This window comes from Bradyrhizobium sp. 41S5 (assembly GCF_011516665.3).
GTDB lineage: Bacteria > Pseudomonadota > Alphaproteobacteria > Rhizobiales > Xanthobacteraceae > Bradyrhizobium > Bradyrhizobium quebecense.
On sequence record NZ_CP083721.1, the window covers coordinates 8388324 to 8401272 of the forward strand.

The window sequence follows — 12949 nt, forward strand, 5'->3', positions numbered from 1 at the left end:
TATTGGCGCAGGCATTTTACAGCCCTGAACCGGCCGGACAACGCCGTTGCCGACCCGGAGCCAATCAGCTAAATGAACCCTGCACGCACCCGTAGCTCAGCTGGATAGAGCGTTGCCCTCCGAAGGCAAAGGTCACACGTTCGAATCGTGTCGGGTGCGCCACTTCGATTTTTTGTCCGCTTCGATGTCCGGCCATGGTGCCGGCCGATCTGCCGGTTTTCGGCAGACCGGCCTCGCCTCAATGATGAGCCGACACGCCCTTCATGCATTGGGACATCAGATCGGCACCGGCAAAGTGGCCTATGTCCCCCAGGCTGACCATGCCGACCATCCGTTTGCTCTTGTTGATGACAGGCAGCCTGCGGATCTTCAGCGTCTCCATGTGATGCACCGCTTTCGCCAGATCGTCGTCTTCCCGGCAGCAGTGGATGCCTTCGGTCATCACATCGCGCGCTGTGGCGCGCGCAGAGTTGAAGCCCTTGCTCGCAAGACCTTTGCAGACGAGGTCGCGATCCGTCACCATCCCGATCAGACGATCGTCTTGCCCGACCGGAATGCACCCGACGTCGTGCCCTTGCATCAACTTCGCGATTTCAGTGATCGGGGTATCGGGGCTGACCCAATCGACGCCCTTGTGCATCACATCCTTGACCTTCATGGAGGACCTCCCTTGCAAGGCAGCAGCCCCCTCGCTCGCGACTATACAGCAGATCGGGCGTGACTGCATGCGTGCGTGCTGCGCCTTGGTCAAGGCGCAGCGACAGGTGGCCCGGCTATCATGCCCTCAGTCGTGCGTACTGAAGCGGCCGTGCAGGGAACCGGCGGTCAAGCGCGCGAATTGCGCACGACCGAGATGAAGCAACGTCTCATGATCGCCGGCTTCGATATAGATCTCGGGCTGCATCTGGATGCTGTCATCAACAATGACGTCGAGCCCGTAGCAGATGCCGGCGGCGGGAACCGCCCCATGCGCACAGTCCGCGAACAGCCGATCGATTTCGCTTTCAGCGGCCATGGCGATATCGTCGCCGAAGCTCGCCCTCAGATCCGCCAGCCTGAGGTGATGCGATGCCGGCAGCACGGCGAGCAAGTAGCCGCCATTGCGGCGCAACACAATGGCCTTGGCCAGGCGATCACCCGGGACGTGACATGCCTGGGCGGTCAGGGCTGACGACAGCGTCAGCACATGCGGGATCTCGTCGTACGCGATGTTTTCGGCGGCGAGATATTTGTGCAGTGTGGGAGAAATGGTCATGGCGTCACCTCCGGTGCGACATGCAACCATCCACCGTGGTCCCTGCCTGCCGCACGATGAGCGGCTGCGTGGTTCTCAACGCAAAATATAAGCCCTGCTGCAGGACACTGCAATTCGATCGCTAGTTTGGGCGCCGCGCCAGGTCCAAGTTCCGGGCCTTGTCCAGATTGCGGGCTTCGGCCAGCGCGGTCGCAGTCGGCAAGAGGGCCGACGCAAGGTCGGTCTCGGTGAAATCGGCGCCGGCGAGATTGGCGCCAGATAGATCGGCTCCCGCCAGGTCAGCCTTGCTGAGGTTGCAGTTAGCCAAATTGGCATTCTGCAACTGCGCGAATTCGAGATCGGCGCGCGCAAGATTGGCGCCGCTCAGATCCGCATTCCGGAGATCGGCGGATTTGAGCACGCCACGCATCAGGCCCATCGATTGGTTGCGCATATCGGCGCTCAAATCCGCGCCCGCGAGCTTGGCCCCGATCAGACCGGCACCGGACAGATCGGCGGTGATGCGAGCGCCGCTCAAATCGGCGCCGCCGAGCTTGGCGCGCTGCATCTGCGTGCCGAGCAGCGATGCCTTGACGAGGGACGCCTCCGTCAGGTCTGCGTCGATGAGCCAAGCCTGGTTCAGTATGGCCCGATCGAAGCGCGCGGCTTTCAGATTGGTTCGGTTGAGCTTAGCGAGATGAAGGTTGCCGCCGGAGAAGTCGAGGCCCGAGAGATCGAGGTGCGACAGCCGCTTTCCCTCCAAATCTACAGTGCGTCGGTCCCCTTGAGGCGCGGCCTTGAGGAGCGCGTCGACCTCGGCGCGCGTCATCTCCGACGTCGTCATGTCGGGACTGTCGAGGTCGACGCTGCGCAACATGTCCTGCGACATGGCGGCAATCGGATCAACGAACAGCGCCGCCATCGATACAAGGGCAAATGCGAGATGAAACCGCATCGCCGTCTTTCCGCTTTTGAGGTATCGCCTCTCGCATCTTCGCACCGGCCGCGCCGTGGAGATGCGCTTCCAGCTTCAGAGTATGAGACCGGATCACGATCCTGGCAATGCTCGTGACCGTTTCGTGCGAAGGGACGGGGCCTCGGGAGGTCGTGCTTTCACGACATCGGAGATTCGCGTCAGGGGTCCGCTCCGCAGCGAAACTCACAGTTTTGGCAGCGAGACAACGGCCGACGCGAACCGGCCGCGCTTCTCAGCCTCGGCTCAGCAGCTGCCAGGTCGACGTGGCATGCGCGATCGGCTCGCCGGCTGCGGCGGAGGCCTGGGATTGCAAGAAGAAGTTTTTCCGGCCCCTCTTCAGAAAAGTCGCGTGACAGGTCACGCGCCCTTCGCGCACCGCGGCGAGATACTGCACCTTCATCTCGAGCGTGGTGCCGGCACCCGCGATGTGGTCGACGAGATGCCCCATCGAGATATCGAGCGCAGTCGCGAGAACCCCGCCGTGCAGCGTGCCTTGCGGATTGAACATCGGCCGCTCGACGTCGAACGAGACGATGCACGTCTCGCCCTGGTAGGCAATCTCGAGGCCAAAGAAGCGCGACAGGAAGAACGACCCGAATTCCTGGCGCTCGTCCTCGACGGCGCGGCGCATCATCTGCTCGGCGATATCTCTCATGACGACACTCACTTGATCACGATACTCACTCGGGCGATCGCACGAAGCTCCGTCCAAAGTCTCCGAACGCGCCTTCGAGCGCGAATCTCTCAAGCCGATCGTCGGTCCAGCCGCGCCATTCCGCAAGCACCTCGCGCGTGTGTTCGCCGAGCATGGGCGGCGGCGTGGAAGGCGCCGGCGGCTCGTCGCCGAACCGCATCGGCCTCGCAATGAACCTCACATCCCCCGCAGCCGGATGGCGGACGCTCTGGACCATGCCCCGCTGCGTGAGTTGCGGCGTCTCGCAGACTTCGCCGACCGACTTGATCGCGCCGCAGGGGATGCCGGCCACGGCGAGCGCCTGCAGCCAATCGGCGCGACTCCTGCCGGCGAAGATGGGGGCGAGGATCGCGACGAGATCGTTCCGGCTCGCCGCGCGCTTCGGGGCGGTTGCGAAACGCGCGTCCTCGCGCAGGTCCGGCCGGTCGATGACGTCGCAAAAGGCCACCCAGAACTTGTCGTTCGCGACCCCGACATTGATCCAGCCGTCACTCGCCTCGAACGGCTCGTACGGGCTGATTGTCGGATGGACGTTGCCACGGCGCCTCGGACTTTCTCCCGTGGCGAAGTACATGCCGGCGTTGAACGTCAGCAGCGATGCCATGGCGTCGAGCATGGAGACGTCGACCCGGCCGCCCTCGCCTGTCCGGCTCTTCCGCATCAAGGCGGCGAGCACCGAATGCGACGCGTACAGGCCGGTGACGAGATCGGCGATCGAGGTGCCGACCTTGGTCGGCGGCCCAATCGGATCACCGGTGATATCCATCACGCCCGATTCGCCCTGAAGGATCAGATCGTAGCCGGGGCGCAACGCGTCCGCACCGGTACGGCCGAATCCCGAGATGCTGCACAGGATGACGTCGGGCTTGCGGGCCCGCAGCGCGTCGAAGCCGAGTCCCCATTTGTCGAGCGTGCCGGGACGAAAATTCTCGATGACGACGTCGGCGGCGGATGCAAGATCGAGCGCCGCGTCGCGCCCCGCCGGCGACTTCAGATCGATGGCGCAACTGCGCTTGTTGCGGTTCACCGACAGGAAATACGCGCTCTCGCCGCCGACGAAGGGCGGCCCGTAGCGGCGGCTTTCGTCGCCTTGCCGCGGGTCCTCGATCTTGACGATGTCGGCGCCGAGATCGCCGAGCTGCATCGTGGCAAACGGACCGGAGACCACCCGGCAGAGGTCCAGGACCCTGATGCCGGACAGCGGCTCGCGATCAGACGATCGCATCGGCGAGGTCCTTCATCGACGGCACCAGGATATCGGGCTGGTGCGGCGTGATGCCGAACGGGCGGCTGCGCCGGTCGATGAAGGCCGTCCGCATGCCGGCGGACTTGGCGCCGATGCAGTCGAAGGCATGATTGGCGACGAACAGCACCTGATCGGGCTTCACGCCCATGATCTCGGCCGCTTTCGTATAGGTCGCGACATGCGGCTTGAACGAATTGGCTTCGGCCACCGAGATCACGCGATCGAACGGGACCTTGTGGTACTGCTTCGCGGTCTCGAGCATGTCCGGATCGCCGTTCGAGAGCACCACCAGATTGTATTTGGCTTGCAGCCGTGCGAGCGCTTCCGGCACCTCCGGAAACGGCACCAGCTTCTCGATCTCGCCGACCAGGTAACGCACCTCGTCCATCGTGTAGTCGATCCTGGCGCGGTCCATCACGTGGGCCACCGCGCGATGCCCGATCTCGCGATAGGGCGTGTGCTCGCGATGCAGCAGCGCATCGATCATCGAATTCTCGAAATGCGTGCGGCGCCACCATGTGACGAAGGAATTCGGATCGCCCTTCCAGCCCTTCTTCGCAAGGAACGGCGTCGCGATCCTGGTCAGTCCGCCCTGCATGTCGACGACCGTGCCGTACTGATCGAACATGCAGATCTTCACTTCGCGTTTGATGGTCTCAAAGCTCATTGATGCCTCCTTGGTTCAGATCGATTGGATACGCGCCGCATTGCCATAGATTAAATGGATTTGTGATCTCTCACTATTCACGATATGAATGATGGCATGAACCTCCGATCCATCGACCTCAATTTGCTCGTCGCGTTGGACGCACTGTTGACCGAGCGTCATGTCACCAAGGCGGCCGACCGCATCGGACTCAGTCAACCGGCGATGAGCAACGCGCTCAACCGGCTGCGCGCGATGTTCGAGGACGAGCTCCTGGTGCGGACGACGAGCGGGATGAAGCCCACGCCCCGCGCCACCGAACTGGCGGAGCCGCTGCGCCAGGTGCTGCGCCAGGTCGAGCGCGTGATGGCGAGCGACACAGGCTTCGATCCAGGCCGGACCGAACGCACCTTCACGATCAGGATGTCGGACATCCTCGCCTGCTTGCTGCTGCCGCGACTCGCCGCGGCGCGGCCACCCGATGCGCGGATCTCCTACAACACGATCCATCTGCCGCCCGCTCTCACGATCGATGCGCTGGAGCGCGACGAGATCGACGTCGCGGTCAGCATGGGGCTCGAGCATTCCGCATCGATCCGTTCCGAGACGCTGCTGCGCGACCGCATGGTCTGCCTGATGCGGAGCGGTCACCAGATCAAGCGCGGGCGGCTGACTTTCGAGCGCTTCATCGACAACGAGCACATGAAAGTCTCGATGAGCCCGACCGATCTTCGTTTCGTCGACGACGTGCTCGCCGAGCGCGGCCGTCGCAGACGCATCGCGCTGAATGTGCCGCATTGGCTCGTCGTGCCTCATGTTCTCAATCAGACCGACCTGCTCGCGGTGATGCCGCGGCACCTCGCCGCCGTACTGATGGACGACGGTCTGCGGATGGAGGAACTGCCGTTCGAGTCCGCGCCGTTCGACTGGATGCTGTACTGGCACCGCAGATACGATCAAAGCAACGCGAACGGCTGGCTTCGTGATAGGATCAGGGCGGCGTGCTCGGGCCTGAACTAGGCGCCGATGTCAGCCGCCCTCCGTGCGATGGGCGATTGACTTGCTGCCTCGGCGTCCGTCACGGCCGATGCGTCCTCCAATGAGCGTCCCTTGGTCTCGAATCCGAACATGAGAAACACCACGGCCTGGAACACGAGAATGCCGGCCAGGGTCGTCAGCACGCCGGTCAACCCTTGCCAGGCGAAGATCGCGACCACGACGTACTGCACCAGCGCGGTCGCGATGCGCCCGGATGTGGCGCAGATTGCCGTGCCGCGAAGCCGATAGCGCGTCGGGAACAGTTCGGGGACGTGCATCGCGAACCCGGTCGCCAGCATGACGTAGATCGCGGTGACCAGCAGGAAGCCGACGCCCGCGAGCGCAACACCGTCCGCCATGTACGGATAGGCGATGCCGAGCGCGGCAGCCGCAATCGACGAGCAGACGATCGAGAGCCTGCGTCCGAGCCGGTCCGCGAGCACGAGCCCGATCAGCGATCCGACCGGCCCGCCCAACGCCATCACGGTGGTGTAGCCCAGCGAGGAGACCACGCTGTGGCCGCCCTTGACCATGAAGGTCGGCAGCCAGCCGATAAACCCGTAAAGGCTGAAGCCGACGACGATGTGCAGCAGGCTGCCGAGCAGCGTGCGCCCGAGATACGGCGGCTGGAACAGGCGCCAGACCGCCCCGGGCGATTCCGACGCCGGCGCGCAGGCGGCGACGGGAGCCAGCGTTCCCTTGCGCGCGGCCTCCGCTTCGATCGCCGAAAGAATTGCCTCCGCCTCGTGGGTGCGGCCGTTGGCGGCGAGCCAACGCGGCGATTCCGGCATCGATTTGCGCAAGAACCAGACGATCATCGCGAGGAGGCCGACGAGGGCGAACATGTAGCGCCACCCCAGCGTCGGGATCACCCACAGGCCGATCATGGACGACGCGAACAGCGAGAAATTGGTGATCACGGCCAGCAGCCCGATCCAGCGTCCACGCGAAGCGGCCGGCACGAACTCCGTCAAGGTCGCATAGCCGACCACGATCTCTGCGCCGAGCCCGATGCCGATGATGAAACGGAGACCGATCAGAACCGTCATGCTGGGCGCGAAGGCGGCGGCGATCGACGCGAGGCCGAAGATCGCGAGGTTCATCTGGTAAGAGAAGCGGCGGCCGAAGCGGTCGCCGAGGATGCCGGAGAACCAGGCGCCGATCGTCATTCCGACAAAGGTCGCGGAGACGAATGCCGCGTTGAGCTCGAGCGTGGACCATCCTTCCTTGAGCACCGCACCCAGCACGCCGCCGGCGAGATAAATGTCGAATGCATCGAGAAACATGCCGGCGCCGATCAGGGCCAGAATGCGCCAGTGGAATCCACAGATCGGCAACCTGTCGAGGCGTGCGCCCGCGTTGATATCAATGTCGGCGGATCGCGCCATTCCAAACCTCCCTGCCCGGCCTCGTGCGAGCCGGATGCTCCGATGATCGATTGATGACGCGCAGGGGGTCGTCGTCCAATTCAAATCGAAAATTCGACTATTTGGCGCAGTGATGAAGCCGCCGAGTGCGGCACGATCGCGTTCCATCCTGACACCAAACTGAATTGCATCTGCCGTCGTTAACGATCCTGCCGTCGCGCGATCACGTGATCGCGTGTCGGCACATACATTCACAACGGGTTCATGCCGGCGCGGCTATTCCACTCCGAAGCTGGGGGAAGCAAGATTGGAGTATCTGCCATGCGCCGCATCGCCGGACTGCCTTTCGCTCTAGCTCTCAGCCTCTGCTGTCTCTCGCCACCTCCCGCTGCACGCGCGCAGCTCGCCATCAGCATCACCGTCGATGCCGCACCGCCGCCATTGCCGGTGTACGAGCAGCCACCGATCCCCGGCGACGGCTACATCTGGACCCCGGGCTATTGGGCGTGGAGCGACGATATCGGTTACTACTGGGTGCCCGGCACGTGGGTGCTGCCGCCCGCGCCTGAAGTGCTCTGGACACCAGGCTACTGGGGCTGGAACGATGGCGTCTACGCTTTCCACGCCGGATATTGGGGAGCTAGCGTCGGCTTCTACGGCGGCATCGCATACGGCTTCGGCTACACCGGTCTCGGCTATGACGGCGGCTACTGGCGCGGCGGCAGCTTCTTCTACAACCGCTCCGTCACCAACATCACGAATGTCTCGGTCACCAACGTTTACAACAAGACCGTCATCAACAACACGACCAACGTCAGCTACAATGGCGGCACCGGTGGCACCACGGTGAGGCCGACGCCGCAGCAGCTCGCCGCCGCGAGCGAGCACCACGTGGCTGCGACCGGCGAGCAGACGCGGCACGCGGAAGCGGCGATGAAGGATCCGGCGCTGGCGCTTGCCAACAATCATGGTCATCCGGCGATCGCCGCGACTGCGCACGCAGCAAGGTTCAGCGGCGCGGGTGTGGTTGCCGCGCACCCGGGCAAGCCGATCGCGGCGCCGCCGCCCCGGCATGCGCAGCCCGCGACCGGCCACGCTCTGCCGACGGCGAATGCCCTGCCGCCAGGACACGCACTGCCGACAGCAAACGCTTTGCCGGCAGCACACGCTCTGCCGAGCGGAAACGCTCTGCCGCCAGTGCACACACCACAAGCAGGACATGCCCTGCTCGCGGGACATGCTCTGCCGGCAGCACACGCCCTGCGCGGCGCGGGCCAACATCCCGCACCGGCGGCGCACGCCGGGGCGCCGGCGGTGCATGCACCCAGGCCGCAGCTCGCGCAGCATGCACCACCTCCGCCACGCGCGGTCGCGCATCCACCGGCGCCACACGTCGCGCGGCCGGTTGTGCATCGTCCTCCGCCGCCGCCCCGGCGTGCGCCGCCGCACGTGTCACGGCCGGCACCGCGGCCGCATCCTGGCGCGAGGCCGCATCCGGCGCCACACAAGCACTGATGATCCGGCTCATCGGCGTGCCTGCAAGGGCACGCCGATTACGAATCACGGCCCACATAGAGGTTCAGCCGATCGAGGCGCGACGTCAGGTCAGCTCGTCGGCCGCATCCCCGATCGCAGCGTAGATTTCCTTGAGGTCAGTCTCGGCGACGCAGTAGGGCGGCATGACGTAGATCGTGTTGCCGAGCGGGCGCAGCAGCAAATTTCGACGCGCGAAGAAAGCCTGAAGTTTTGGGCCGATGCCTGCGAGATAGCCGGCATCGGTTGCCTTCAGGTCAAGCGCGGTGATGGTGCCGGTGCGACGGACGTTTTCAAAGCGTTCGTCCGCACGGAACGGTGCGATCAGGCGCTCCTGCATGGCGGCGACCGAGGCAACACGCTCATGCGCGCCGTGTTGCCAGAGTTCGAGGTTCGCCCTCGCGGCGGCGCAGGCGACCGGATTTGCCGTGTAGGAACTTGAATGGAAGAACATGCGCGAACGATCGCTGGAATAATGCGCGTCGTAGATGTCGGCGCGGCAGAGCGTCACTGCGAGCGGCAGCGATCCGCCGGTAAGGCCCTTTGAGTAGCACGCGATGTCCGGCGTGACGTCGGCCTGCTCGCACGCGAACAATGTGCCGGTGCGGCCCCAACCGGTCATCACCTCATCGGCAATGAACAGCACATCGGAGGCTTCGCATATCCGCCGCATTTCCTTCAGCACCGAGGGCGGATACATCAGCATCCCGCCCGCACCCAGGATCAGCGGCTCGACGATGAATGCGGCCGCGGTTTCCGTCTTGCACGCGGCTTCGAGCGCATCGAGTGTCGCCTGCTCGTGGCCGGCGGCCGGAAACGGGATCGACACGACGTCGAACAGCAGCGGCTCGTAAGCCTTGTTGAAGACGCCGCGCGCACCGACCGACATCGTCCCCACGGTGTCGCCGTGGTAGGAGTGCTGCATGACGATGATCCGCGTGCGCGGCACCCCGATATTGTGCCAGTAGCCGAGCGCCATCTTCAGCGCCACTTCCACGCTGGTCGAGCCGGAGTCGGAGAAGAACACATAGTCGAGGCCACGCGGCGCCAGCTTCAGGAGCTGCGCGGCAACGTCTTCGGCCGGATCGTGGGTATGGCCGGCAAAGATGATCTGGTTGAGCTGTTCCGCCTGGCTCTGGATCGCGCGCACGATATGCGGATGGCAATGGCCATGGGTCACGACCCACCAGGATGCGATCGCATCGATGATCCGGCGGTCATCCGCGGTGTAGAGATAGGCGCCCTCCCCGCGCACGATCCTGGTCATCTGATCGTGCAGCGCGTGCTGGGTGAACGGGTGCCAGATCGGCGATTTCCGAGCTGATATCATGGGTTGAAATCGTCGCGGCGGAACGAAGCGTTGAACGCCGCCCGCAGCGTGTCGGCCCCGAGGCGCGAAAGCCAGGGCAAGCGGCCCAGCCGGCGCACTTGCCCGATCTCGCAGATGGCGCGCTCACTCTCGGGATTGCTCTCGCCGATAAATGCGATCCCGAGAATATCGATGTTGCGCTTGCGCAGCGCCTCGACCGACAACAGCGAGTGATTGATGGTGCCGAGCGCCGTGCGGGCGCAGAGCACGACCGGAAGCCGCCATCGCTCGAACATGTCGATAAAGAGCGTGTCGCCATTCAGCGGCACCATCAGCCCGCCGGCGCCCTCGATCACCAGCGGCCGGTCCCCCGTGTCGGGCACGGCGAGCGCGGCAGGATCGATGCGCACGCTGTCGATCGCGGCGGACTGATGCGGCGAAGCCGGCGTGCGAAGCCGGTAACGCTCCGGCACGATGCGATCGGCCGCGAGACCCGCAAGCCGCGCCACCAGTTGCGCATCGGTCTCTTCCTCAAGGCCGGACTGAACCGGCTTCCAGTAGCTCGCGCCGAGGAAGCCGGCGAGGCCGGCGGAGAAGATCGTCTTTCCGATTCCGGTATCGGTGCCGGTCACCACGATCCGGCTGATCATCGCGACCAGCCTTTCGTCTCCTCGACAAGCGCATCGAGCAGCGCGCGCACGTCGTCCTCGTCAACATTGAGGGTCAGGGCAATGCGCAGCCGCGCGGTGCCTGCCGGCACGGTCGGCGGTCTGATGCCTCTGACGTCGAAGCCGCGCACCTGCAGCACCGAGGCAAGCTGCATCGCACGCGCATTGTCGCCGACGATATAGGGCACAATCTGCGAGCGCGACGGGCTGTTCCGGCCGCGCAGATCGAGCTCGCGATGCGTGAACGCGACCAGTTCTGCGAGGCGCTGCTGACGCTCGGGCTCCTCTCGCAGGATCAGCAGCGCTTCACGCACGGCGACGGCCACAAGCGGCGACGGCGCGGTGGCGAAGATGAACGGGCGGCAGCGATTGACCATGAAGTCGCGCAGCACGGTCGGGGCCGTGACCAACGCGCCGGCGGCGCCCAGCGCTTTGCCGCAGGTATGCACGATCACGAGATTCTCGCGCCCTTCATAGGGCGCCGTCAGCCCCCGCCCCTGTTCGCCGTAGACGCCGGTGCCGTGCGCCTCGTCCACCATCAGGAAGGCGTCGTGCCGGTCGGCGATGGCGACGAGCTCGTCAAGCGGCGCGACGTCGCCGTCCATGCTGTAGACGCTTTCGACCACGATCCAGACCCGGCCCGTTCCGCCCTCGGCACGCCAGCCGCGAATGGTGTCCTCGACCGACCCGGGATCGTTGTGCGCGCTGAACCGGAACGCGGCCCGGCCCGCCCGCGCGCCTTCGTGGATGCTGGCGTGCACCAGCGAATCGAGCACGAGCAGATCGCCGCGCTGCGGCAGCGTCGTCAGCACGGCAAAGTTGGCGACATAGCCGCCGCCGAAGAACAGCGCGGTCTCGGCGCGGAAGAACGCGGCGGCCTCGGCCTCCAGCCGTTCGTGCTCCTCGCAATTGCCGCGCAACAGCCGCGACCCGCCGGCGCCGATCGGCGTACCGGCCTCGAGCGCGGCCGACACGGCCTGCTTGATGCGTGGCGCGCTCGCCAGCGCCAGATAGTCGTTCGATACGAAATCGATGCCCGCGCGCGGCTTCAGACCGCGCAGCCGGTCGTCCTTGCTCAGGGCGTGCAAGGCCGCGGCGTAATCAGCGGCCTTGGCCGCATGGATTGCGCTCATGCTTTACTCTCAGGATGATTGTCGATGACGCGCGGGTCGTGCTCCCGCGCGCGTGCCGGAAGTTGCGGTCAGGCCAGGCGGGATGCGATGCCGAGCCGGTCGAGCAGATCGGCGTCGCGATCGCGCTGCGGGTTCTTGGTGGTCAGCAGCACATCGCCGATGAAGATCGAGTTCGCGCCGGCGAGGAAGCACATCGCCTGCAGTTCATCGGTCATGTATTGCCGTCCGGCCGACAACCGCACCACGCTCTTCGGCATCATGATCCGCGCGGTCGCGACCAGTCGCACCAGCGCGATCGGATCGGGCCGCTCGGCGGTGTCGTTGACCGGCACGCCCTTGACCTCGTTCCACAGATTGATCGGCACGCTTTCGGGATGACTGGGGAGATTGGCGAGCAGCATCAGCATGCCGAGCCGGTCTTCGACCTGTTCACCCATGCCGATAATGCCGCCGCAGCAGACCTTGATGCCGGCGTCGCGCACATGCGCGAGCGTATCGATGCGGTCCTGCAGGGTGCGGGTAGTGATGATCTTGTCGTAGAACTCGGGCGAGGTATCGACGTTGTGGTTGTAGAAATCGAGCCCGGCGTCTGAGAGGCGCTCGGCCTGGTCCGGCGTCAGCATGCCGAGCGTGACGCAGGTTTCCATGCCCAGCCCCTTGACCGCGCTGACCATGTCGCAGACCTGATCGAGGTCACGGTCCTTGGGGGTGCGCCAAGCCGCGGCCATGCAGAAGCGGGTTGCGCCGGCGTCCTTGGCGCGCTGCGCGACCGCGACCACCTCGTCGCGCGGCATCAGGCGGGTGGCCTTCAGGCCGGTGTCGTAATGCGCGCTTTGGGAGCAGTAACCGCAGTCTTCCGGGCAGCCGCCGGTCTTGATGCTGAGCAGGCTCGCGGTTTCGACGTGGTTTGGATTGAAATTGGCGCGATGGATGCCCTGCGCCTGGAACATCAGGTCCGCGAACGGCAGGTTGTAGAGCGCCTCGGCTTCGGCGCGCTCCCAGTGCTTGTGGAGCGGTGCGTTGCTGCTTCTGTCGGTCCGTTCGATCTCAACGACATCAACCATCGGGCTTGCCTTCTTGCTTGTGTAAATCATAGATAATTCCA

At 64.9% G+C, this 12949-nt stretch carries 13 protein-coding genes and 1 tRNA gene; 3 read left to right on the plus strand and 11 right to left on the minus strand.

Annotated features, from left to right (window positions below; genetic code table 11):
* The first annotated feature begins 85 nt into the window (after positions 1-85).
* Positions 86-162, plus strand: a tRNA-Arg gene (locus tag HAP47_RS40145).
* Positions 163-238: 76 nt separating this feature from the next.
* Here HAP47_RS40145 and HAP47_RS40150 read toward each other — a convergent pair.
* The 6 genes from HAP47_RS40150 to HAP47_RS40175 form a co-directional block, all read right to left on the minus strand.
* Positions 239-658: a CBS domain-containing protein gene (locus HAP47_RS40150; RefSeq protein WP_173640025.1), complete on the minus strand. Its 420-nt coding sequence runs from the start codon at positions 656-658 to the stop codon at positions 239-241.
* Positions 659-784: 126 nt separating this feature from the next.
* Positions 785-1255: an aminoacyl-tRNA deacylase gene (locus HAP47_RS40155; protein WP_173640024.1), complete on the minus strand. Its 471-nt coding sequence runs from the start codon at positions 1253-1255 to the stop codon at positions 785-787.
* A 121-nt stretch (positions 1256-1376) separates the two neighbouring features.
* Positions 1377-2189 (minus strand): pentapeptide repeat-containing protein, encoded by an 813-nt coding sequence (locus tag HAP47_RS40160; RefSeq protein WP_173640023.1) that lies wholly within the window; start codon positions 2187-2189, stop codon positions 1377-1379.
* A 253-nt stretch (positions 2190-2442) separates the two neighbouring features.
* Positions 2443-2865: a PaaI family thioesterase gene (locus HAP47_RS40165; RefSeq protein ID WP_173640022.1), complete on the minus strand. Its 423-nt coding sequence runs from the start codon at positions 2863-2865 to the stop codon at positions 2443-2445.
* A 25-nt stretch (positions 2866-2890) separates the two neighbouring features.
* Positions 2891-4129, minus strand: a complete 1239-nt coding sequence (locus tag HAP47_RS40170; protein ID WP_173640021.1) for a CaiB/BaiF CoA transferase family protein — start codon at positions 4127-4129, stop codon at positions 2891-2893.
* Entirely contained in the window at positions 4116-4817 is a 702-nt protein-coding gene (locus HAP47_RS40175; RefSeq protein WP_173640020.1) for a haloacid dehalogenase type II, read from the minus strand. The genes HAP47_RS40170 and HAP47_RS40175 overlap by 14 nt, the downstream gene beginning before the upstream one ends.
* A 96-nt stretch (positions 4818-4913) precedes the next feature.
* Between HAP47_RS40175 and HAP47_RS40180 the strand changes: the two genes are divergently transcribed.
* On the plus strand, positions 4914-5816 hold the full coding sequence (locus tag HAP47_RS40180; RefSeq protein ID WP_173640019.1) for a LysR family transcriptional regulator: 903 nt from the start codon (positions 4914-4916) through the stop codon (positions 5814-5816).
* Here HAP47_RS40180 and HAP47_RS40185 read toward each other — a convergent pair.
* Positions 5813-7222: an MFS transporter gene (locus HAP47_RS40185; protein WP_173640018.1), complete on the minus strand. Its 1410-nt coding sequence runs from the start codon at positions 7220-7222 to the stop codon at positions 5813-5815. The two genes, HAP47_RS40180 and HAP47_RS40185, sit on opposite strands and share 4 nt — an antisense overlap.
* A gap of 300 nt (positions 7223-7522) precedes the next feature.
* Between HAP47_RS40185 and HAP47_RS40190 the strand changes: the two genes are divergently transcribed.
* The gene (locus tag HAP47_RS40190; RefSeq protein ID WP_173640017.1) at positions 7523-8716 is read left to right on the plus strand and encodes a YXWGXW repeat-containing protein; all 1194 of its coding nucleotides are present in this window, start codon (positions 7523-7525) and stop codon (positions 8714-8716) included.
* An 85-nt stretch (positions 8717-8801) separates the two neighbouring features.
* Here HAP47_RS40190 and HAP47_RS40195 read toward each other — a convergent pair whose 3' ends face one another.
* From HAP47_RS40195 to bioB, 4 genes are all read right to left on the minus strand, one after another.
* Positions 8802-10064 carry an adenosylmethionine--8-amino-7-oxononanoate transaminase gene (locus tag HAP47_RS40195; protein WP_173640016.1) on the minus strand — a complete coding sequence of 421 codons (1263 nt, stop codon included), beginning with the start codon at positions 10062-10064 and terminating at the stop codon, positions 8802-8804.
* On the minus strand, positions 10061-10693 hold the full coding sequence (gene bioD / locus HAP47_RS40200) for a dethiobiotin synthase (RefSeq protein WP_173640015.1): 633 nt from the start codon (positions 10691-10693) through the stop codon (positions 10061-10063). Before bioD ends, HAP47_RS40195 begins: the two co-directional genes overlap by 4 nt.
* Positions 10690-11844, minus strand: a complete 1155-nt coding sequence (locus HAP47_RS40205; RefSeq protein ID WP_173640014.1) for an 8-amino-7-oxononanoate synthase — start codon at positions 11842-11844, stop codon at positions 10690-10692. Before HAP47_RS40205 ends, bioD begins: the two co-directional genes overlap by 4 nt.
* Positions 11845-11912: 68 nt before the next feature.
* Entirely contained in the window at positions 11913-12908 is a 996-nt protein-coding gene (gene bioB, locus HAP47_RS40210) for a biotin synthase BioB (protein ID WP_173640013.1), read from the minus strand.
* Positions 12909-12949: the final 41 nt, after the last annotated feature.

What these genes read in the sequence shown, in the direction of transcription:
- HAP47_RS40150 (WP_173640025.1), bottom strand. Translation starts at nt 658, where the DNA reads ATGAAGGTCAAGGATGTGATGCACAAGGGCGTCGATTGGGTCAGCCCC.
- HAP47_RS40155 (WP_173640024.1), bottom strand. Translation starts at nt 1,255, where the DNA reads ATGACCATTTCTCCCACACTGCACAAATATCTCGCCGCCGAAAACATC.
- HAP47_RS40160 (WP_173640023.1), bottom strand. Translation starts at nt 2,189, where the DNA reads ATGCGGTTTCATCTCGCATTTGCCCTTGTATCGATGGCGGCGCTGTTC.
- HAP47_RS40165 (WP_173640022.1), bottom strand. Translation starts at nt 2,865, where the DNA reads ATGAGAGATATCGCCGAGCAGATGATGCGCCGCGCCGTCGAGGACGAG.
- HAP47_RS40170 (WP_173640021.1), bottom strand. Translation starts at nt 4,129, where the DNA reads ATGCGATCGTCTGATCGCGAGCCGCTGTCCGGCATCAGGGTCCTGGAC.
- HAP47_RS40175 (WP_173640020.1), bottom strand. Translation starts at nt 4,817, where the DNA reads ATGAGCTTTGAGACCATCAAACGCGAAGTGAAGATCTGCATGTTCGAT.
- HAP47_RS40180 (WP_173640019.1), top strand. Translation starts at nt 4,914, where the DNA reads ATGAACCTCCGATCCATCGACCTCAATTTGCTCGTCGCGTTGGACGCA.
- HAP47_RS40185 (WP_173640018.1), bottom strand. Translation starts at nt 7,222, where the DNA reads ATGGCGCGATCCGCCGACATTGATATCAACGCGGGCGCACGCCTCGAC.
- HAP47_RS40190 (WP_173640017.1), top strand. Translation starts at nt 7,523, where the DNA reads ATGCGCCGCATCGCCGGACTGCCTTTCGCTCTAGCTCTCAGCCTCTGC.
- HAP47_RS40195 (WP_173640016.1), bottom strand. Translation starts at nt 10,064, where the DNA reads ATGATATCAGCTCGGAAATCGCCGATCTGGCACCCGTTCACCCAGCAC.
- bioD (WP_173640015.1), bottom strand. Translation starts at nt 10,693, where the DNA reads ATGATCAGCCGGATCGTGGTGACCGGCACCGATACCGGAATCGGAAAG.
- HAP47_RS40205 (WP_173640014.1), bottom strand. Translation starts at nt 11,844, where the DNA reads ATGAGCGCAATCCATGCGGCCAAGGCCGCTGATTACGCCGCGGCCTTG.
- bioB (WP_173640013.1), bottom strand. Translation starts at nt 12,908, where the DNA reads ATGGTTGATGTCGTTGAGATCGAACGGACCGACAGAAGCAGCAACGCA.